This window comes from Paenibacillus dendrobii, assembly GCF_009807035.1.
GTDB classification, from domain to species: Bacteria; Bacillota; Bacilli; order Paenibacillales; family Paenibacillaceae; genus Paenibacillus_AQ; species Paenibacillus_AQ dendrobii.
Map to the genome: position 1 here is coordinate 14,634 of NZ_WUBI01000007.1, position 20,521 is coordinate 35,154.

At 49.0% G+C, this 20,521-nt stretch carries 19 protein-coding genes; 4 read left to right on the plus strand and 15 right to left on the minus strand.

What is annotated here, in order from left to right; genetic code table 11:
• Window positions 1-15: 15 nt before the first annotated feature.
• The 5 genes from GRF59_RS27350 to yyaC form a co-directional block, all read right to left on the minus strand.
• Window positions 16-2,151: an O-antigen ligase family protein gene (locus tag GRF59_RS27350; protein ID WP_160500904.1), complete on the minus strand. Its 2,136-nt coding sequence runs from the start codon at window positions 2,149-2,151 to the stop codon at window positions 16-18.
• 24 nt (window positions 2,152-2,175) lie between these two features.
• Window positions 2,176-3,354 carry a class I SAM-dependent methyltransferase gene (locus GRF59_RS27355; RefSeq protein WP_160500905.1) on the minus strand — a complete coding sequence of 393 codons (1,179 nt, stop codon included), beginning with the start codon at window positions 3,352-3,354 and terminating at the stop codon, window positions 2,176-2,178.
• A 45-nt stretch (window positions 3,355-3,399) separates the two neighbouring features.
• Complete coding sequence (locus tag GRF59_RS27360) at window positions 3,400-4,047, minus strand: DUF6483 family protein (RefSeq protein WP_160500906.1); 648 nt, start codon at window positions 4,045-4,047, stop codon at window positions 3,400-3,402.
• A gap of 519 nt (window positions 4,048-4,566) precedes the next feature.
• Window positions 4,567-5,370, minus strand: a complete 804-nt coding sequence (locus tag GRF59_RS27365; RefSeq protein ID WP_160500907.1) for an alpha/beta fold hydrolase — start codon at window positions 5,368-5,370, stop codon at window positions 4,567-4,569.
• Between the two features lie 78 nt (window positions 5,371-5,448).
• Complete coding sequence (gene yyaC, locus GRF59_RS27370; RefSeq protein WP_202128913.1) at window positions 5,449-6,048, minus strand: spore protease YyaC; 600 nt, start codon at window positions 6,046-6,048, stop codon at window positions 5,449-5,451.
• A gap of 160 nt (window positions 6,049-6,208) precedes the next feature.
• On the opposite strand from yyaC, the gene GRF59_RS27375 reads away from it, so the two are divergent.
• Window positions 6,209-6,433 (plus strand): DUF1128 domain-containing protein, encoded by a 225-nt coding sequence (locus tag GRF59_RS27375; protein ID WP_160500908.1) that lies wholly within the window; start codon window positions 6,209-6,211, stop codon window positions 6,431-6,433.
• A 101-nt stretch (window positions 6,434-6,534) separates the two neighbouring features.
• On the opposite strand, the gene GRF59_RS27380 is transcribed toward GRF59_RS27375, so the two are convergent.
• Entirely contained in the window at window positions 6,535-7,269 is a 735-nt protein-coding gene (locus GRF59_RS27380) for a pirin family protein (RefSeq protein ID WP_160500909.1), read from the minus strand.
• 232 nt (window positions 7,270-7,501) lie between these two features.
• Entirely contained in the window at window positions 7,502-8,503 is a 1,002-nt protein-coding gene (locus GRF59_RS27385) for an asparaginase (RefSeq protein ID WP_160500910.1), read from the minus strand.
• A 308-nt stretch (window positions 8,504-8,811) separates the two neighbouring features.
• Here GRF59_RS27385 and GRF59_RS27390 point away from each other — a divergent pair, with 308 nt between their 5' ends.
• The 3 genes from GRF59_RS27390 (at window position 8,812) to GRF59_RS27400 (ending at window position 9,995) form a co-directional block, all read left to right on the plus strand.
• Window positions 8,812-9,069 carry a GlsB/YeaQ/YmgE family stress response membrane protein gene (locus GRF59_RS27390; protein WP_160500911.1) on the plus strand — a complete coding sequence of 86 codons (258 nt, stop codon included), beginning with the start codon at window positions 8,812-8,814 and terminating at the stop codon, window positions 9,067-9,069.
• Between the two features lie 38 nt (window positions 9,070-9,107).
• Window positions 9,108-9,515: a YtxH domain-containing protein gene (locus tag GRF59_RS27395; RefSeq protein WP_160500912.1), complete on the plus strand. Its 408-nt coding sequence runs from the start codon at window positions 9,108-9,110 to the stop codon at window positions 9,513-9,515.
• 153 nt (window positions 9,516-9,668) lie between these two features.
• Window positions 9,669-9,995 (plus strand): DUF5665 domain-containing protein, encoded by a 327-nt coding sequence (locus GRF59_RS27400; protein WP_160501003.1) that lies wholly within the window; start codon window positions 9,669-9,671, stop codon window positions 9,993-9,995.
• A gap of 103 nt (window positions 9,996-10,098) precedes the next feature.
• Here GRF59_RS27400 and GRF59_RS27405 read toward each other — a convergent pair whose 3' ends face one another.
• The 8 genes from GRF59_RS27405 to GRF59_RS27440 all read right to left on the minus strand — a co-directional run bounded on the left by GRF59_RS27405 (window position 10,099) and on the right by GRF59_RS27440 (window position 20,486).
• Window positions 10,099-11,076, minus strand: a complete 978-nt coding sequence (locus GRF59_RS27405; RefSeq protein ID WP_160500913.1) for a magnesium transporter CorA family protein — start codon at window positions 11,074-11,076, stop codon at window positions 10,099-10,101.
• Window positions 11,077-11,231: 155 nt separating this feature from the next.
• A complete protein-coding gene (locus GRF59_RS27410; RefSeq protein WP_160500914.1) occupies window positions 11,232-12,002 on the minus strand; it encodes a sigma-70 family RNA polymerase sigma factor in 771 nt (256 codons plus the stop codon).
• The gene (rsbW, locus tag GRF59_RS27415) at window positions 11,999-12,451 is read right to left on the minus strand and encodes an anti-sigma B factor RsbW (protein ID WP_160500915.1); all 453 of its coding nucleotides are present in this window, start codon (window positions 12,449-12,451) and stop codon (window positions 11,999-12,001) included. Before rsbW ends, GRF59_RS27410 begins: the two co-directional genes overlap by 4 nt.
• A gap of 18 nt (window positions 12,452-12,469) precedes the next feature.
• Window positions 12,470-12,808 (minus strand): STAS domain-containing protein, encoded by a 339-nt coding sequence (locus GRF59_RS27420; protein WP_160500916.1) that lies wholly within the window; start codon window positions 12,806-12,808, stop codon window positions 12,470-12,472.
• Between the two features lie 189 nt (window positions 12,809-12,997).
• Window positions 12,998-14,680 carry a response regulator gene (locus GRF59_RS27425; RefSeq protein ID WP_160500917.1) on the minus strand — a complete coding sequence of 561 codons (1,683 nt, stop codon included), beginning with the start codon at window positions 14,678-14,680 and terminating at the stop codon, window positions 12,998-13,000.
• A 17-nt stretch (window positions 14,681-14,697) separates the two neighbouring features.
• On the minus strand, window positions 14,698-15,567 hold the full coding sequence (locus GRF59_RS27430) for a CheR family methyltransferase (RefSeq protein WP_160500918.1): 870 nt from the start codon (window positions 15,565-15,567) through the stop codon (window positions 14,698-14,700).
• A gap of 87 nt (window positions 15,568-15,654) precedes the next feature.
• Window positions 15,655-19,317, minus strand: coding sequence for a response regulator (locus GRF59_RS27435; RefSeq protein ID WP_160500919.1), 3,663 nt, complete (start codon window positions 19,315-19,317; stop codon window positions 15,655-15,657).
• Entirely contained in the window at window positions 19,314-20,486 is a 1,173-nt protein-coding gene (locus GRF59_RS27440) for a PP2C family protein-serine/threonine phosphatase (RefSeq protein WP_160500920.1), read from the minus strand. Before GRF59_RS27440 ends, GRF59_RS27435 begins: the two co-directional genes overlap by 4 nt.
• Window positions 20,487-20,521 lie beyond the last annotated feature (35 nt).

The following is a 20,521-nucleotide window of genomic DNA, read 5'->3' on the forward strand; positions in this document are numbered from 1 at the left end:
AAGCTCAATATTCCATTATTGGTCTGAGGAGAGCGGCATGGATCGCTCAAGTCGCGCGAGCTGACTGCCCCACTCCTTCGCCTCGCCCGTCAATCGAAAATTCCGGTCATTGCGAATGAACGCACCGCGATGATCCGCAGCCAGGTGCACATATTCATGGTAGAGTGCAAGCCCGGCCCGGACGATTCGGCGGGCTTCCTTTACGTTCCCTGCCGACAGCTTACTCTTCGCAAGTTTGAACAGCCGCTCCAAGCTCTTGGTCTGCTCCTCCGCGTTGTATTTGTCACGGCTAAAGCCTTGCCCCGCCCAGTAAGCGGCTGCGCGGGCATCTCCGCGCTTGACCGCATTGTCCGCAAGAGCAAACGCCAGGCCGGGATGCCCCGGAGAATAAGACAAGCTTCGCAGAAGCAACGCTTCGGCATCGCGGGGCGGCAGTTCCTGCGCCAAATCAAGCGCTGTTCCCACATCCGCGGGATTCCACGTAAGGGAGGAGCGCAGAAGTGCGATGCTTTTCGCCCGATCCGTCTCATGAAGGGCTTCTTGATGCAATCGGTAGCCTGCTTCTCCCCTGCAGGAAAGCAAGATTCCCGTGCCGCATATCACGATCCAAAGTATGAACAACAGATGCGATCCGTGAACAACCCGGCTGAATGAGGCACCAGCCAAAGGAAAAATGGGTCGGGATTTCGCAGCCGCAGCCGCCCCCTCTTGACTATGGAATGTCCGTTCCCTGTCCGCTGAATGAAACGATATTCCCCAAGCGACTAGCAACAACATTAGCAGCCAGACCAACCCAAAGCTCCAATCCATGTCAGCGACGCTGTGCAAGACAAAGACGCCAAACACCGGCAGCAGCTCGCGGCGGCAGCGGTACAGCAGACATCCAGCCGCTCCAAGCAGCAGAAACGTCAGCAGCATTCCGAGTATGCCTATATTCAGCAGTATATCCAGATATCCGCTGTGCACCTGGCTGCCCACATATGGATTGGATTGCACGGCCCGGTAAGAAAGCCGCCAGGTCTCTCCGCCCTGCCCAAACCATGGCGCTTGCCGAATCAACCGCCAGGCATCGCGGTATATGGCACCGCGCGCGGAGACGGTGCTGAAGTTCCTGACGATGCGCTCCTGCGCCGTCAGAAACACTGCGGCCGTACCTGCGGCCGCAAGTACGCCGCCTGCCGTCCAAGCCAGGCGGCGATGGCCCGCCGCCCCGCTGCGCGCGAGGCGGCTTAACCCATGGCCGGCCAGGATGCTGCCGGCCCACACCCCGGCCAGCGCGAGCAGGCCGGGCCAAGGCTGTACCGCCAGCGTGGCAGATGCCAGCTGGCGGTACAGCACGGCCGCGCCGGCCAGGGGCGCGGCCGCGTACAGGAGCGGCGCCAGCATGCGACGCCGCTCGAGGGCAAGGCCGGCGGCCAGAGCTACGCCGGCCGCAAGCCATGCGCCGCGCGACTCGCTGAGGAGAAGCGCGGCGGCGTATGGAAGCAGCTGGAGTGCGCCTCGCAGCAGGCGGGCCCCTCCGGCAGCGGGAAGCTGCCGGAACATGGCACTCAGTGCAAACAGCCGCTCCAGCAGGAAAGCGGCCATCAACATGCCAAATGTATTCGGATACTCCAGAAGTCCAGCGAGCCTCGCGCCTGTCGCACTGATTCCCGGGTTCGATGTATGGGCGATGGCATAAGGCATGGACAGTACGCCATAAACTGCAAGCAGCGCCGAACCGCATAGCAATCCTCCCACCGTATGCCAGGCGGCAGCCAAGATCATTTTCCCTTCCTTACGCCGGGCCATCGTAACCGCAGATACGGTAAAAAGACCGTAAAGCCCCCAGCGCAGCAGCTGGTTCACACTCCCTTGTACGGATAGGGAGCCCAGCAGCCAGTGGGCGGCATAAACGGCCATAAGTAAAAACGGGCTGACAAGCAACACACATTCAGGCAAGGAGCGGCAAGCTTCCAAAGCAATGCTCTTTCCTGCCCGCGAAGTCATGCGGCGCATCAGGACGAAAACTCCCGCAAGGAAGCAAAGCAGTCCATATCCGATCCAGACCGGATATACATCTGCCGTAAAATAAAAGCCGGATTTCAGACAAGAAACCAATAGCACAGCAATCAGCGCGGCCTCTCCCGTTCTCTGAACCCAACGTATCACGCTCTGCCTCCTAACTTCTTTTCATCATTCCGAATCCACCGACGCCGGCAGCAAATCTGCACAAGCCTTTTCCAAATATGGCTTCGCGTTCAGAAAATCGCGAAACGCGGTATACTCGCGCCACAATTGCTCCTTGCGATCGCTTTGTCCTTTGACAGCTCTAATCAGAATATTCTTCGGCGTATGCTCCAGATCGATGAACTCAAGAAGCTGCGTTTTGTAACCGAGAATGTCCAGCAATTTGGCACGAATGCCGTCTGTTGCCAGCGCGGAAAAACGCTCCTTCAAGATCCCATGCGAAAGCAGCGGTTCCATGACCGGACTTTCAACCTGCGCGAACAGCTCATGCTGGCAGCAAGGCACCGAAAGAATGACCGAGGCATTCCAGCGTACTGCTTTTTCCAAAGCGGCATCCGTTGCCGTATCGCAAGCATGGAGGGTAACCACCATATCGACTTGTTCAAGCTCGTTATAATCGGCTATATCCCCGACAAGAAAACGCAGATTGCTGTAATTCAGCCGGCTTGCCAGCTGATTGCAATGTTCTATGACGTCCGCTTTCAGGTCCAATCCCACAACGTTCAGCGTTCTGCGTTCCTGAATGGTTAGATAATGATACAGCGCGAAGGTCAGGTAGGACTTACCGCATCCAAAGTCGACAATCGTGAGCGGACGGCCTTCCGGCAGCGAAGGAAGCACATCCTCCACCATCTCAAGAAACCGGTTGATCTGTCTGAATTTATCGTATTTGCGAGCATGTACTTTGCCCTGTTCATTCATGATCCCCAGCTCAACAAGGAATGAAATCGGATGGCCTTCCTCCAGCACATACTGCTTCTTGCGGTTATGCGCCAGGTCAGCGCTTGTTTTGGAAGGGGATTTGGTAAGGATCGACACCTTATATTTTTTGCTGATCAGAATTTGATAGTCGGCATCCGGCGTACAAATCATCCCCTGGCGGAAAGTCTGCTCGAACAGCTTCACGATCACCTCTTCTGCTTCCTCGGCCGGTATGTTTTGATGCACAACTTTATTCGGATGCACATAGGCAAACTGATAATGTATCTTCTTCTTCAGCTCCACGGGCTTAATCTGTACCTTCGTGTAGGATACACCCTCACGTTTGCGGAGCTGGCTGAGTGTAGCCGTAATTAACGTTGTTTCTTCTGTTATGTCATGGATGAGTTTACGTAAAGATTCCAAGAGAGTACATCTCACTTTCCCATATATTCGAGGGCGAAGCTCCCCCTATACTTTCCGCTGCAGCTCCTCCATGCCCTCTTCCACCTCAGAGCGGGGAAGGCCGCCTGCCTCAAGTTCGTCATCGCTTCGCATCAATATTTTATGATAGAAGGACAGGCCTTCTTCTTCGGTCATTTCACGTTGCTCCAAAAGGCGAAATAGCGCATTCTCCGCTTCGGCATAATGACCGCGGTTCTCTTCGTAGTCCAGCAGCAGCTTGTCCGTTTTGGCAGGAAGTCTGTAAGTTTTAATCTGTTCCTTCAATGCTTCCACGCGTTCCGGCAGCTTCAGTATCGAATGGTCCGCTCCATGCAAATCGGCATAAAGATACAAATGCAGGGATTTCATGAGACGCGTCAATCCCTCATCCTTCCGGTCCATATCCAGGTATATGCCTCCCTCTTCCTCAAGGAGCCTCGCGATGCTCTGCAGTTTATCCGCCTCGACGCCGCCCCCCAACCGAAACATATCTATCATATCTTCAACGGACAGCGAATTCAAAAGCTTCGAGTTCAGCCGGAAATTTTTGCTTAACAGATCATCGATTTCCCATAGAGCCTCAACATATTTCTTTTGCTGCTTGAGGCCAAACACCTTCCCCACCATTTCAACCATGTCTTCTACCATTTGTAATAAATAGTCTTTCCGGAACATAACACTTCTCAACCCTTTCCCGTAAAAATACCTTTGTTGATCCAGGTTCAAATTTTGGTTGGTTTATACTGGACAAACGCATGTTATTCCGGCCTTCCGTCCGTATGGCTGTTTGTGGAGATGGTTATAGACGTACTTTTTTTCAATCCTTTAAAAAGACAGACCGTCTTATGCTCCTTATATCTTAAGATATTCGGCAGGCCAAAGCTAGCGCTCTCCAATACACGCTTTCAAAAAACAACGACTTTAAGCACCATCTGAGACAAAACTGAGGACGGGAAGTTACCACTCCATAACGATTTTGGCGATGAATTGCTTTGGTGATTATGTGGAAGCAACTTTAATTTGGATTATTAAAAGGCTGTCCCCTGGTCAATGGACCCGGGACAGCCTTTTCTCAGCATAGCATTATTCAACTTCGTTTGTTACAGCTCACATTCCATTTCCGCGAAAACAAGTTTCCGGATTTCTTGTTCATCCCATGAAGCTGTAACAGGATGAATGATCTTATTCAGCGCATTAATGATCCTCTTTAATGGAGGACTGCTCCAAAAAATCCCGGATCACTTTAGCCAGTTCATCCGGCGCTTCCATCATGCTCATATGTCCCGCACCGGCAATCGTTGCCTTGGTAATATTGGGATGATCAGCAGTAAATACTTTTTCCGCCGGAATCACCTGATCCTTTTCCCCGGCCACAAGCAATACCGGCAGCGTGGATGCGGAGATAACATCTCGGCGGTCCGGACGCTCACGCATGGCAAGCGCTACGCCGGCAGCTCCCTGAGGAGGCGTCATGTAACCAATCTCCTTGGCCTTCACAATCAGCTCTTCATGAGCTTTGGCATTCTCCGGTGCGAACAGACCCGGAACCAATCCGTCGATAAAAGCGGTAATGCCGTCGGACTGAATGGTGCTTACCGCCTTCAGACGCTTTTCCTTGCCTGCCTCGTCATCAGGATAACCCGTGGAATGAACCAGTCCGAAGCCATTCAGGCGGGAGGCATAACGCTGCGTAAAAGAGAGCGTAACGTATCCGCCCATTGAGTGACCCAGCATGGTAACCTTGGGCAAGTCCAGCTCATCCAACAGCTTGAGGACATCATCTGCCATCTGCTCGATGGAATAAGCTCCAAGCGGAGCATCCGAATGTCCATGTCCGCGCAGATCGGGTACGATGCAGCGGTAGCTGTCGGACAAAAGCGGCACGACTTTCTCCCAGTACTCGGAGTTACCGCAAAAGCCGTGCAAAAGTACGATTGGTTCCCCTTGTCCTTGTTCGGCATAGCAAAGCGTATATCCATCGCAAAGTACTTTTTCCATGATGATATCCTTCTTTCTTTATATCGAATTTATTGGGTCTGCCATTTCTGTTCTGCATTCAGGATTAACCTGAAATCGTCAATTATGTATATTATTAAGCCAAAGGCCAGCCGTTGAAACGGGGCTTCTCTTATCTTCGGAAAGTAGGCCGAACGCATCTGCAGCGGATGTGGCGATTTGCCCGGCCATGGTCATGACATGAAAAAGGGACGTCATCTGCAGTGTGGCATAAGGCTTGGGGCCCTTAACATTGACGACCGCAGCGACACTATAATGGCCAACGGCCGGCAATGCGTGTCCGACAGATTGGGCTGGCAGCAGCGGTTCATCCGAAACCAGAAAGCTTCCCACGGACAGAGCTTGTCCCAGGCAGGCATCTACGGCGACGACGATATGGTTCTCGGGAATAGCCGTAATGCATGCCTCCAGGCTTGCCGCATCACAAGGTGCGGACATCGTCCCGACGACATGAGGAAACCCATAAGAACAAAGTGCACTGCCCGTCAGCGGGCCGAGTGCATCTCCTGTAGAACGGTCTGTCCCAATACATAGAAAGGTAATTCGATCCAAACTGTAGCGGCTCCGGATATCCGCAAAAAAATCGCGGAGTCCATCAGCATGAATTTTTTGGCAGCTTCCGCCTTTCCCGCGAATGAGATGGGGATCTTGAATAGACAAGGCTTACGCCCCTCCCTGCTGCCTGCTGCAGCGTTTTTCTTTTGATTTTACTGCAAAATGGCCGTCAATAAAAATCATTTTCCTGAATTGTGGGAAAAGACGTGCTACAATGGTTACAACTTGTCTTAAGAATAGAATTCGGAAAGGATGAACCGTCCCCATGGACCTGTCCCAAAAAAGCGCTGAAAATATTGAATATATGATTGAACAAATTAAAACCAAGCTGAGAATGGCCAGTGGTGCGGCCATGAACGCCTCCGCTTTTTCGGTCGATCAATATGAAGATATCCGCGATGTTTATGAGCTTGTCATGAACAAATCGAATTTAAGTATCTCCGAAGTCGAAGCTCTGGTTTCCGAACTTGGCCGGCTGCGCAGCAAGTAAGACTGCTTCATCACGATTCAAAAAGCCCCCTGATCTTCTCTTTCGTTCGTGCTTGTACGAAGAGTGAAGCATCAGGGGGCTTTTCATTATGGCAACTCATCCTAGGGGATATCCACAAGCACAAACTCCGCGTCGCCTTCGCTGCTTGTCCCTTTGATATGAAGAAGTTCGCAGTTATTTCGGATGCGGGCAGCATCACCCGGTTCAAGCTGAAACGTACCATCATTACAATCTATTTCCAGGTTGCCGGTAATCAGGAACAGATACGTTCTTCTTTCATCTTTTTGCTCAAATACGATCTCCTGCCCTGTTTCCAGGATAGGGATGTAGAGCGTAATATCCGATTGGATTTCCAGCAACTCTTCTGAACCCTGATTGTTCATTCTCCCCGTAACGATGGGCTCGAGTTTATTCATACGCTCCTCTCTGGAAAAGGAATGGGATTTCCATGACGGCGTTAATCCCGGCTCGGTCGGCAAAAACCACATCTGCATAAAACGGACCGGCGCATCATCGGAAGGATTCGTCTCCGAGTGATTGATCCCCGTACCGGCACTCATGACCTGTACGGTACCCTCCGGAAGCCGCGTCACATTGCCAAGATCATCATTATGCTCAAGGGTACCTGATATGACATAGCTGATAATTTCCAAATCATGATGAGGATGTTTCTTAAAGCCTTGTTTCGGACTTAACTGGTTATCGTTATGTGCGAGCAGACAGCCAAAATGCGCATTGCTTGGATCATCGTAGTCGGCAAAAGAAAAGCTGAATTCGCTGTGGATCCATTCTTTCTCCGATGTATGACGTTCCGCTGAAGTCACTACTTTAATCATTTTACATCCACCTCCATGAACAACTTTTTTGGGTATGCTTAATCTTGAATATGTAATTCTTACCCCCAACTTTTATGGCCTAATCAGTTCTTTGGTGCGAAGATAAAACAAAAGCCTCCCCTTCATGTTCCGGGGAGACTGCATTTCTTCCATATATGGGCCGGTACAAAAACCGGATGATTAGCATGACATATTTACCAGCAGCACGTCATGGAAGGAAGCCTCCTGGCTTTCATGATTTCAGCTGAAATACCGTTTCGGCTAAGCCGACCTTCTTGCCTGCGTCATTATAGATATCATGTGTAAAAGCTTCCCTGATTTGTTCGATTAAGTCGCGGTTGCTGTATCCGATTTGGGACAAAATCGCTTCAACGATCCATCCCCACTCTTCCTCTGAGCCATCCAGCACTTTAAACGCAATACCCAGGCGTTCTTTTTTCAGACCGAAGCAATATACTCCCTTAAATCCGCCCTTGGCTACAATATTGGTATCTTGCAAAATCAGCGAATCGATGCGACCGGTGCCTCCAACCATCTCGGGATAACGGTTCATGGCTTGAGTAATGGTGATTACCGCTTCTTTTGTGGCTTTGTCTTCAATACGTTCCGGGCACGCCAGCTTGGCATACGCAGTAGCCATGGCTGAGAGCGGCAGCGCAAACACGGGAAATCCGCATCCATCCGTTCCCAAGCCGACCTGCTGCGGTTCGAGGCCACACATCATCGACACCGTTTCGATAATTTCCTGCTGCACGGGATGCTCCGGTTCCGCATACCCCTCAAGCGGGTAGCCTTTCATTTTGCAGTAAGCAAGCACGCCAAGATGTTTGCCGGAACAATTATGGTACAAGCGCTGTCTGCTCCCGTTGTGACGAAGAACCTCTTCCTTGCTTTCTTCATTCAGCGGATAACTCGGTGCGCAAACGAGCTCTGATTCCGATAGCCCTGTCTTCTTCATGATGCTCTTCAGCACTTCGACATGGTTCGGCTCAGCCAGATGGGAGGCCGTCATGATCGCGATTTCTTTCTCGCTTAGCCCATAATGGGAAGCAATGCCTCCACGAATCGCACTTATGGCCTGAAGAGGCTTTGCGGCCGAACGAGTAAACGTAACAAAATTCGGATCACCCGCGGAAGCCTTTATTTCCCCCTGATCATTAACGATGCATATATGTCCATGATGCGCGCACTCCATGATGCCCGCTCGATATTCCTTGACTAGCAACGATTCCATTGACCCATCTCTCCTTATAACTTATCGCTTATCCATCATACAACTTATTTTGGGGAGTATAAAGGCTGCCTTATTGAAGAATAAGCAAATGAACCTCCGACGAATGTACATGTTTTCACTTTTGTAAAGTCGATAATATACCGATTTCCCAATGTTTTTAACTGCTATAGTATATTATTCTACTACTTTCATTCATTTACTCCCGATATCACATTTCTTGTTTCAGCAATTCTCCTCCCGTTTAAATACGAAGTAAGCAAGACAAGCAATACATCATCTTCATCCTAACAGAAAGGGAGGCGATCGTAATGTGGGCAATCATTATCACCATTGTCATGGCCATCATCATTGGCATTATCGGTGACGCTCTGGTTGGACATGAAATGCCGGGCGGTATCCTCGGCGCCATGGTCGCTGGTTTTGTAGGCGCCTGGGTCGGAGCTTGGCTGTTCGGAGACTGGGGCCCTCATCTCGGAAACTTCGCTGTGATCCCCGCCATTCTGGGAACTGCGATATTCGTATTCCTTCTCGGCCTCATTAGCAGATTGTTTACACGTTCTACCTAATCATAAATATATTAACTATGAATAAGGAGTGATTTTAGATGAATAAAGCAGAAACGGAATACCCAGTTCAAAGCAGCAGTACGTTCTTCAAAGGTGCACTCATCGGTGGATTGATCGGAGCAGCAGCGGCATTATTGTTCGCTCCGAAACCAGGGCGGGAGCTTCGCGGTGATTTGACTGACAAAATTAGCACGATGACTGATAAAACGAAAGAAGTTGCATGCGTCGTTGGCGAAAAGGCTACTGATTTGGCTAAATCGGTATCTTCCAAAACCACAGAGCTTGCCAAATCGGTCAACGAAGGCAAAAACAGCATCATGGAAAGCGTGAAGCAGGCTTCTGCTGACGTATCGGATGATGTGAAGGACGCTTCCAAGGATCTTAAAGACGCTTCGGAAGACGCTTCCCGAGACGTCCGCAAAGAAATGAATAAGACATCTTACTAAATAGGTTGAACTAAACGAACGTAACACTGGCAAGGCAACTTAGTTCGCTCTATACCGGATGAACTATTCACGAAAACAGCCAGCTTACCAAGCTGGCTGTTTTTGTGCCAAGACTACTATGGCCGGCGCCGCTGCCGGAGAAAGCAGGGATGAATCGTGAGCAAAGCAAACCCGTATAACGTGGATGAACATCCATTCGAGTTAAGACATGAAGTCAAGAGGCTGAATAAACGCTTGGACCAGATTGCCGATTCACTCGAAAAATCACAGGTGAAGGATATTATCGAAAACTATTCCAGCCCCAAAAAAAGAATCATCTCGAATTTCACTTCAGGCTTGGCACGCGGTCTCGGCCTATCCTTGGGTACATTCGTTGTCCTAGGTCTTCTCGGGTATATTCTGAGTCTGTTTGTCAGCATGCCGGTCATTGGCGATTACATAGCCAACCTTCAGCAATATATTGATGCTTACAAAAAATAAGCCGAAATGGTCCCTTCCTCCGACCGTTAGAACCACGTTTAAAAAAGCCTGAAAAGATCTGATTGTTCAGAATCCTCAGGCTTTTTTATGATTAGACGAGCCATCATATCTTTGAATCTTTGGCTTTCACTCTGAGCAGATCCCCCGTCCAGCCCTTTCGGTGCATCCACCAGTACATCCCGCCGGAAAAGAGAAGCGTTCCCAGCATGACGCCGATAAATCCCCAAGGCGTTTTAATGGCTGGCAAGTTGTCAAAATTCATCCCCCAAATGGCTCCCACCACGGTAGCCGGCGTGAAGATCGCCGTCAGGATCGTGAGCGTCTTCATAATTTCATTGCCGCGGAAAGCCGAGACCGCATCGTCGATGGCAATCAGTGTATCAATCTCGTCTTCATAATGTCGAAATGCCCGGTCCATCCGCTCCATCCGGTATACCAGCTGCATAAAAGGGCGGCTATTATTCAGCTTGTCCAGATATCCTTCTTTGGCAGCGGCCAGGAATTCCTCGAATGGAGTGAACATATTGCTCCAATATAACAGGACAAACCGCGAACTCAGGATTTTATCCATCAGGTTCCGTTGATTATCCATCTCCATGGCTCGCTCTATTTCACGCAAATTAGCTTCGAAGAGGTCCAGTCCCAGGTGGAAATAATGAAGAAGGGTCCGAGCCAGCACAAACATGCCATCCACCGCATTTTGGCATTGATGCAGCATCGCGGTCCGTTCTTTGGTGCCCATAATTTCTCTCGTATTCTTGTCCAGATTAATCGTCACCAGCACGTCATTCTGGACAAAAAAGTGAAGCCGGTCCACATGGCTGCTGTCCGTAACCGCATCCTGAACGGAATAGGGAAGCGTTCCGAAGATGACGGCATCGACTCCGTCGGGAAAACGGACCGACATATAGTTTTCACCAACCTTTGGAATCACGCGTATCCACTCTTCCATTAACGGAAATTGTTCCTGCAGATCCCTCAGTTCATGACAAGTCAGGTCCTCAATGAAGATATCGTACCACTTCCATTGACCCTCAAAGGATAATATCTGATTCAAACCTGCCTGCGAAGCTTCGTTCATCGCCCGTTCTCCCTTCCCACTTCAAAGTAAAATGTACATTACCATCCGTATATTCTTCCACCATAAAAGGACACGCAGCATTTTCTCAAAGGAGAAGATGGCGTGTCCTTACGAACTTCCGGTCATGAGCACGAAACAATCAGGAAGCTTGTCCATCATATGGATGAATTAGACATAATTTCTTTCAGCTTTTCGGTTGCTCTCTTCTGAATTCTCGATACGCTCATCTGCGAAACGCCCAGCTTCTGGGCAATGGAACGCTGCGACTCGCCATCTTGAAAAGCTAGCAGAAGCACTTTCTGCTCCTGTTCCTTCAACTGGCTCAATGCCTGCTGCAAATCCATTCTTTTCTCCACAGAATCATAATCGTTAACATCGGAGCTAATCAGCTCACCAAGCGTGGCTCCTGTCTCTTCTTGCGAGAGAGGAGAATCCAGAGAAACGTAGTGGTAGCATTCGCGTCCTGCGAGCACTTCTACCGTTTCTTCAACAGACAGATCAAGGAATTCAGCGATCTCATTCACATTCGGCGAACGTTCCAGCTTGACGGTCAATTCGTCAATCGCATGCTGAACGAGCGCTCCTTTTTCCTTAATCCGCCGCGGAACCTGGATATACCAGGATTTATCACGCAGGAAGTTTTTCATGTGGCCAATCATGCTCTTCATCGCATAGGGTTCAAAAGGAATTCCCAGGCTAATATCGTATTGCTGAAGCAGACGAATGAGAGCCATTTGGCCAACTTGATACAAATCCTCGTATAAATCCGGACGGTTGCGGGCAATTTTGCCGGCAGCCATTTTAACCATAGGTTCATATTTTTTGATTAGAACGGTAGCGATTTCGTTGTCTTTGGTCTGCTGGTATTCCCAGATCAAACCGACAGCCTCGCTCATGGACTCAGGGGGAGTCACGTTATCGTTCATACCTTTTCCTCACTTCTCATGAGGCGTTTCGACATCACAACTTTAGTTCCACGCCCAGTCTGATTCTCAATGCTAACATCGTCCATGAGAGCTTCCATCAGGTAGAAACCAAGTCCGCCAATTTCCACATCATGCAGCTCTTTATCATGAAGAGTCACTCGGTTGCTGTTTGGGGTGACGCGTTCAAAACTTTCCCCTTCATCCGAAACCGTAATAGACAATAAGTCCCGATTCACTTCAAAAACAACTTCCACCATACCGTCCTGCTGGTTATAAGCATAAAGCACCGAGTTATTGCATGCTTCCGATACGGCTACCTTCATGTCCTCGATATCTTCATAGGAAAAACCCATCTTGGAGGCAATTCCATACAAGTTCAGTCTGACAATATCCACATAATCAGCTTGGGCTGGTAGAGTAATAACGACTCTTTGAACTTCAGCATTCATACTTTCTTCGATCCTTTCCTATTGGGAATTCTCATTAGGGGCAAAAAACTTGGCAATACCCGTCATGTCAAACAGTTTTTGAATTTGGGCAGGAACCTCATCCACAACAAAGCGGGCATTCATCCCGTGTCTTGCTTTCAGAATGGACAACAGGATACCGATGCCCGTGCTATCGATGTATTTCAAATCCCTCATGTTAATAATCAAATCAAGATCAGAATCCCCGATGAGCGGTTCCATCACAAGCCTGAAATCGGGAGCAACCGATAAATCAAGTTCTCCACTTAAATACACGGTGCAAGATCCTTCATTTCGTTCTGTCGTTGCATTGAACTTTTCGTTTCTATTTGTATTCATAGACATTCTCTCCCGATAAATAAATTGGACTAAGAACAGATGAACCTTCTCCTGTTGGAAACAACGTGGAGTTCAGGAGATGCAGGATAATCCTTAGTTCATTTTATATAATTGTTTTCTTTATCAAATAACCCTTAAACCATAGGGTTGAATCACAATTAGCGACGATATTTCCGAGGTAATGTTTTCCTAGGCCTGATTCATCTTCACATCCGGTGTTTGCAGGGTTTCACGAGACATAGGAATGGGATAGCGGGTCAACAGCTTCTTAACGCTGCTCATCTTGACCGGCTTACTGATGTAGTCATCCATCCCCGCTTCTTCGCAGCGGTTTTGAATCCCTTCCATCACGTTGGCGGTCATCGCAATGATGATCGGCTGGCGGCCTGAAGCCCTCTGCTGCTTGCGTATGAGCGCTGTAGCCTCCAGTCCGTCCATCACCGGCATTTGCAGATCCATGAAAATAAATGGATAGCCCGCGCCTGCTTGCGCCTTCTCTACGGCCTGTTTACCATCCTCTGCCACGTCCGCTTTCAGACCCAGCTTGCCCAGCATGCTAACCATCAGCTTCTGATTCACCGGATGATCGTCTACTACAAGGACATCCGGTGGGGCATTTTGATCCCGATTCACATGCAAACGAAGTTCATCGCTGCGGCCGCTCAGACTTTCATCCTGTTCCGGCTCCTTCACGACAATATTGAAAATAAAGGTGGCTCCCCTTTCTTCCAAAGAGTCCACGCGGATATCCCCTCCCATCATCTCGACGAGCGATTTGCAAATGGCAAGGCCCAATCCGGTGCCGCCGTATTTTCGAGTCATAGAAGAATCCAGCTGGGAAAAGGGCTTGAACAGGCGATCCAGCTTATCCGCGGAAATGCCGATACCGGTATCTTTGACAGCAAATTCGATGTTAATGGAATCCTCCGACTGTTCGCGGGATGAAACCATGAGATACACGCCGCCCTGATGGGTAAATTTAAGCGCGTTGGCAATCAGATTAATCAATACCTGGCGTAGTCTTGCCATATCTCCAAAGACCACATGAGGAATATGCTCTTCAATGAAATACACCAGCTCCAGGTTCTTTTTGCCAGCCTCAACGGAAAACAGACTGAACACTTCCTGAATGCAATTCTGAAGGTCGAAGGGGTGCTCCTCCAGCTCCATTTTGCCGGATTCCATCTTGGTAAAATCCAGAATATCGTTAATCACCGTCACGAGCGCATCGGCGCTTCTGCGGATGATCTCGGCGTATTCCGTTTGCTCTTCCTTCAAATCCGTCTCCATGAGCAGATCCACCATGCCAATAACCCCATTCATCGGGGTTCGGATTTCATGGCTCATCATCGCCAAAAATTCCGTCTTGGCCTTGGCGGCGATTTCCGCCGCTTCCTTCGCTTGAACCAGCTCGTGATTTATTTTCTCCAGTTCCTGCGTTTTTTGCTGAAGCAGCATCGACTGGGTCTTATGCTTTTTATTGGTCAGGTACATTTCGACGAAGCCTTCGATTTTTGATTTCAGAATTTGCGGAATAAAAGGCTTGACCATATAGTCAATGGCACCCGCGGAGTAACCCGCGAACAAGTGCTCCGCCTCTTTGCTGTTTGCCGAAATAAAGATAATCGGAATGTCCTTCGTCTTGTCCCTTGCCTTTATTAGTTTGGCCGTTTCAATCCCATCCATGCCTGGCATTTGCACATCCAGGACGATCACGGCAAATTCATCTTTCAGGAGGCAGCGCAGCGCTTCTTCACCCGACGTCGCCTTCACCAAATTGTACTGCTCACTCTCCAGCACGGCTTCCAGGGCAAGCAAATTCTCCGGACGGTCATCTACCAACAATATATGAATCGGTTCTTGAACCCCCATGGAATCCTCCCATAACTCTATTTAATCTTCCGGTAAATTTTCTCCACCCGGTCCAGCGGTTCGTAGCAATCACTGTATTCCGTAAATTGAATAGATTCTTTCGATCCGAGAACCAAGATGCCGAATCGGCTTAAGCTTTCATGGAATAGTCCATGCACTTGGTCCCGAAGCGTGTCATTGAAATAGATCATCACATTACGGCAGAATATAACGTTAAATTCATTAAAGGACCGGTCTGTAGCCAAGTTATGCTCCGCAAAAATGATGTTTTTTTGCAAAAACGGCTTGAAAATAACCGAATTGTATTTGGCTGTATAGTATTCTGAAAAGGAGCGGGTTCCTCCCGCTTCAATGTAGTTCTTCGTATACAATTTCATTTTCTCAATTCCGAATATCCCTTGCTTGGCAATCTCCAGCGAACGGTCGTTCATATCTGTCGCATAAATCCTCGACTTCTCATACAACCCCTCTTCATGCAGCAAGATAGCCATGGAATATACCTCTTCTCCTGTCGAGCAGCCCGCATGCCATATCCGGATGTACGGATAGGTGCGAAGCAGAGGCACGATCTTTTTCCGGAATGTCATAAAGAGTCCCGGGTCCCTAAACATTTCCGTCACAGGTATCGACAGATTGTGAACCATGCGTTCAAATACGGGTCTCTGATGAAGCACTTTCTCCTGCAATGCAGATATATTCTTTAAATTTTCCGAATGGATAAAATGCCATATTCGCCTCCGTAAGGAAGGAAGCGCATAGTTTCGGAAATCATAGCCGTATAAACGATGGACGCCTTGCAGCAACAGTTCCAGTTCGATATCCTCACGCTCCCGGTCTCCTGCTTCCGGTAAGCTGTCATCATAATCATCTGATATGCAAAAATCCATTCATGTTCCCCCTGATTTATTTCCTACTTACGAGACTTACATCCAACTTTTGATTCGATATTTCTATCTATTACCCCAAAACCGGGTTTACGAATACAGCCAAACGCGCATTAGTGAAAGAAGCTGCTCCGTTTGGATCGGTTTTTTAACATAATCCGATGCACCGGCTTCAATACACTTCGAACGATCTTCCTTCATGGCCTTGGCGGTCAGGGCGATAATCGGGAGCTTGTGGAATTCTGGATTCTGGCGGATCAGGCGCATGGCCTCATACCCATCCATCTCCGGCATCATCATATCCATCAGGACAAGGTCAAAGTGCTTGCCGCTGTTAAGGATCTCTATCGCTTCCCGGCCGTTCTCCGCAAAGGTTACCTCCATATCATATCCCTCCAGTACGCTGGAGAGCGCAAAAACATTACGGATATCGTCATCCACAAGCAGGATTCGTTTACCTTCAAACAAAACCTCTTTATTATGCAGCTTTTGCAAAATCTTGCGTTTGTCCTCCGGAAGATTCGCCTCAACCCGGTGCAAGAACAGCGTGGTCTCATCCAGCAGCCGTTCAGGGGATTTCACGTCTTTGATAATGATGGATTCGGCATACTTGCGCAGCTGCATTTCCTCTTTGCTGTCGAGATCCTTCCCTGTATAGATAATAATCGGGAGATCCTCGAGCTCTTCATCCTTCTGAATTTGATCCAGCAGCTCAAATCCGGTCATATCGCTCAGCATCAAATCCAGAACCATGCTGTCATACCGCTGGTTGCGCAGCTCGTGCAGAGCCTCTCTTCCCGTCGATACCGCCGTAATGGCCACGTCATCATGGTCGATTAACTCGATAATGGAGTTTCGCTGAATCTCGTCATCCTCCACGATCAGCAGATGCTTCACCGAGTTATCCGTATACGATTCAATATGCGAGAATGCTTTTTCCAGCGCCGATTTGGAAGATGGCTTCTTCAAATAGGCGATGGCCCCCATTTTCAGTCCTTGCTTCACTTCATCCACTACCGAAACAATATGGACCGGAATATGGCGCGTGGCCGATTGGCTCTTCAGCTCGCCCAGAATCGACCAGCCGTCCATGACCGGAAGCTGAATGTCCAGAATAATCGCATCGGGCAGGTATGACTGAGCCATTTTCAGGCCGACATCCCCCTGACTGGCCACAAGCGCTTTGTATCCGCGTCCTCTGGCCATATCCAGCAGGATATTCGCGAAGTTGACATCATCTTCGATAATGAGCAGTACTTTATCCTTATCGGCAATATGATTCCGGTCATCCTCCATTGGGACTGGAGCCGGACCATCGTTTTGTACTGTTTCTTTCTTCTTTTTCGTATTCTCTGTATCTTCATCCAATAAAAGTTCGGAGGAAGCTGCAGCCTCGGCGTGGGCAACCCCGGCATCAGCATTCGATGTTAAAGGCAAGTATAGCGTAAAGCAGCTGCCCTCTCCTTCGGCCGACTGCACCTGAATGCCTCCGCCAAGCAATCTGGACAGTTCGCGGCTAATGGATAAGCCAAGCCCCGTACCGCCGTATTTGCGGCTTGTGGTGCCATCCACCTGCTGGAAGGCTTCAAAAATAAGATCGGTCTTATCCTTCGGAATGCCGATGCCCGTGTCCTTCACGTCTACAGCCAGGTATGGCTTATTAGGGTCCAAATAAGAAGGCAGCTTCGTAGAATCGGCCCGTTTGACGCTGAACGTTACGGAGCCCTTCGTTGTGAATTTAAAAGCGTTGGACAGGAGATTACGAATGATCTGCTTCACCCTGTGGCCATCCGTTTCAATCGATTCAGGAAGTTCCTCTTCAAAATAAACCTTCAGCGCGACTTGTTTTTTGTTCGCCATCGGCATGAAGTTTTGGTGTACAAAGCTCTTCCACTCCTGAATCTGGACATCCTCTTGATTGACTTCCATCTTGCCGGCATCCACCTTGGACAGATCCAGAATTTCATCGATCATCTTCAGCAGATCCGCGCCGGACATGTAGATCGTGTGAGCATATTCGGTTTGCTTGTCACTCAGATTGCCATCCTTGTTCTCAGCCAGCAGCTGCGAAAGGATCAGCAGACTGTTCAGCGGTGTCCGCAGCTCGTGGGACATATTCGCCAAAAATTCCGATTTATACTTGCTGGTAACCGCCAGCTGCATAGCCTGTTGTTCCAGCCTCGATTTGGCATCCTCAACTTCAATATTCTTCTCTTCAAGCTGCTGCATCTGCTCTTCCAGTGCGCGCGTTTTGGCGATCAGTTCGGTATTGAAATGCTCCAATTCCTCCTGCTGCCGCTGCAGCAAATCCTCGGAGTTCTTGAGCGCTTCGGTTTGTTCTTCCAGATTCTCGTTCGAACGTCTCAGTTCCTCCTGCTGCGTCTGAAGCTCCTCGGACTGGCATTGAAGCTCTTCGGTCAGCGCCTGCGATTCGCGCAATAGTTCTTCCACCCGCAGTCTGCGGTTGATATTGTTAATCACAATCCCCAAATTCATGGCTAGCTGGGAGAACAGCTGCTGCTGCAGCTCCGTGAACGGTCCAAATGCAGCCATTTCGATAACACCCAGCAGTTCATCTTCAAATACGACCGGATGAATCATCAGATGAGCAGGTTTGGTTTCACCAAACGCGGAAGAAACGGACAAATAATTCTCTGGAACCTCTGTCGTGATCGGCTTGCGGTCCAGCGCGCTCTGCCCGATCAGCCCTTCCCCAACCTCCAGCTTTTCTCTGGATGATCGTTCTCCTTCACCGGCGTAGGTGCCGTTGAGAACCAGTTTGTTCGGCTCTTTATCTTCATCATGAATATAGATTGCCCCATACGTTCCACCCAATACAGGCGTGAATTCGCTAATAAAAGCTTGCGAAACCTGCTGTCTTGAATTCATGCCGCGGAGCAGATCGGTTATGCGGCTTACGTTGGAATTCAGCCAGTTTTGATCCTTTTGAGCTTGCAAATACGTCAGTTCCAGCTGCTGCTTCTCTTCCAGATCTTCGGCCATTTCTTTGAATACACGAGCGATCTGACCAATCTCGTCCTTGGATTTCACCTTAATGCGGCGGATCGTTTTAATCCGGCCTTTACCAAAGCTGCTAATCATCATGGATACCACGTTCAAGCCTTTGGTGATACTTGGAATCACCCACATAATCACGGCTAGCCCCAGCAGCAAACCGACAATCATAATTACCGTCGTCACCTGAATGGAACGGTTATAGTTTGCTTTAGCATCCTTTATTTCACTATCGATCTGCAGATCCTGATATGAAGCAAGCTCGTTCATGCTGTTCAGGGCTTCGACCTGAAGGGACAATCCGTCCGTATTGCGATATGTGTTGGATTGTTCCCATAAGCCTTGGGATGCTAACAAAATTTGCTTTTCCTCGTACTGCTTGTATCCGTTCCAGGCACTTTGAACCCGACTCAGCATCTGCTTCTCGTCGGGAGAATCGCTGCTGGCAATCAGCTTGTTCAAGTTCTGTTCCCCGTTATCGATCATATCTTGTATTTGCTGTTTGCTGTCCGTCAAAGATTGTTCTTTGTTCAGCATAATGTTCACCAGTATCCGGGACACGTTATTCACTTCCGCCCGCACACCGCTTGAATATCTAACTTTCAGATATCTCTCCTGATAAATTTGGTCCAGCTGCTTGTTCATGTAATTTAAACGGTCATAGCCAACCATCGTGAGTGCGATGAGAATAACCATCATAGCGCCGAAACCGATGACGAGCTTGGATTTTAATTTCATTCAGCAGCCTCCCCCTCTTTTAAAGATATCCATACCAGGCACTTGTCGTCTTCCCGCTCCTGAGTGCCGTTATCCTCAAAAAATGCCTTGAACATTTTATCTTCATCCCAGCGGTGGGAATCTTTTAAATGACTGATCAGAAAGTTAACCTGATCCTCATGATCTCCTTGAACGATTTCAAGCAGTCCATCCGTATACAATGCAATGTGCCCTTCCCCTTCGTAATAAAGCGTCTGGGGTTCAATATCCATCTTGTCAAATAGACCTACCGGACAGCAGGCCTTGTCAAGCATCAGCACTTGTTCGTTTTGTTGGAAAAACAAAGCCGGCGGGTGCCCGGCATTCACATAGTCGATTCTCTTCACGACGGTATCCACGACCAAATAAATAGCCGTAAAATAATACTGGACAAGTTGATTTTCGATATACAGCTGATTAAATCTGCGGTTTAATTCCTGAATGACTTTCTCGGGCTCCACATACGTCGTGACCGTATCCTTCAACACGGATGCAATGAACATGGTGAACAACGAGGAAGATATGCCGTGGCCCATCATATCCAGCAAAATCACGCCGTACCTTCCGCCCCCGAGCGGATACCAGGCATACAAATCACCTGCAAGCTCGGCGGATGGCTGGTAGATGGCGTGAACTTCGAACGTTTCATCTTCGATCGCCGGGCTGAGCACCGCATTCTGAACAAGCGCAGCCAGCTTCAGCTCATCCTGGATTCGCTGATCGCGCTCCTTATGCCAATCATTTTCCTTTTTTAAGCGGAGTGCAAGCCGGATTCTCGCCATTAGTTCCACTTTATTGATAGGTTTCGTGACGTAATCGACGGCACCGGCATCCAGCGCCTCCGCCAGCTTCTTGGAGTCTCCTACTGCCGTAACCATGATGATCGGAATATCCTTCAAATGCTCGAGCCGCTGAATCAATCGGCAGGCTTCGATCCCGTCCATTTCCGGCATCATCATGTCGAGCAGAATCAAATCAATATTTACATGCTTGGCCTGTTTCGGTTCACTGGCATAGCCTTCTACGCCCAAAAGTTCAAACATTCCCCTGGCAGACGAAGCGGTTTCTATATCGCGGTAGTTTTCCTTTTTCAGAATTTCCCGAATAATAATGACATTCGTCGGATTGTCGTCAACGATTAATATTCTCATAACACTCTCCTTACGATTCTATGAATTTGAGTTTT

Bases quoted from the DNA above. Each gene is read 5' to 3' on its own strand.
- GRF59_RS27385 (WP_160500910.1), bottom strand. From the start codon at position 8,503: ATGGAATCGTTGCTAGTCAAGGAATATCGAGCGGGCATCATGGAGTGC.
- GRF59_RS27410 (WP_160500914.1), bottom strand. From the start codon at position 12,002: ATGAACGATAACGTGACTCCCCCTGAGTCCATGAGCGAGGCTGTCGGT.
- GRF59_RS27420 (WP_160500916.1), bottom strand. From the start codon at position 12,808: ATGAATACAAATAGAAACGAAAAGTTCAATGCAACGACAGAACGAAAT.
- GRF59_RS27360 (WP_160500906.1), bottom strand. From the start codon at position 4,047: ATGTTCCGGAAAGACTATTTATTACAAATGGTAGAAGACATGGTTGAA.
- GRF59_RS27390 (WP_160500911.1), top strand. From the start codon at position 8,812: ATGTGGGCAATCATTATCACCATTGTCATGGCCATCATCATTGGCATT.
- GRF59_RS27395 (WP_160500912.1), top strand. From the start codon at position 9,108: ATGAATAAAGCAGAAACGGAATACCCAGTTCAAAGCAGCAGTACGTTC.
- GRF59_RS27375 (WP_160500908.1), top strand. From the start codon at position 6,209: ATGGACCTGTCCCAAAAAAGCGCTGAAAATATTGAATATATGATTGAA.
- GRF59_RS27405 (WP_160500913.1), bottom strand. From the start codon at position 11,076: ATGAACGAAGCTTCGCAGGCAGGTTTGAATCAGATATTATCCTTTGAG.
- GRF59_RS27425 (WP_160500917.1), bottom strand. From the start codon at position 14,680: ATGGGGGTTCAAGAACCGATTCATATATTGTTGGTAGATGACCGTCCG.
- GRF59_RS27435 (WP_160500919.1), bottom strand. From the start codon at position 19,317: ATGAAATTAAAATCCAAGCTCGTCATCGGTTTCGGCGCTATGATGGTT.
- rsbW (WP_160500915.1), bottom strand. From the start codon at position 12,451: ATGAATGCTGAAGTTCAAAGAGTCGTTATTACTCTACCAGCCCAAGCT.
- GRF59_RS27430 (WP_160500918.1), bottom strand. From the start codon at position 15,567: ATGGATTTTTGCATATCAGATGATTATGATGACAGCTTACCGGAAGCA.
- GRF59_RS27440 (WP_160500920.1), bottom strand. From the start codon at position 20,486: ATGAGAATATTAATCGTTGACGACAATCCGACGAATGTCATTATTATT.
- GRF59_RS27380 (WP_160500909.1), bottom strand. From the start codon at position 7,269: ATGATTAAAGTAGTGACTTCAGCGGAACGTCATACATCGGAGAAAGAA.
- GRF59_RS27365 (WP_160500907.1), bottom strand. From the start codon at position 5,370: ATGGAAAAAGTACTTTGCGATGGATATACGCTTTGCTATGCCGAACAA.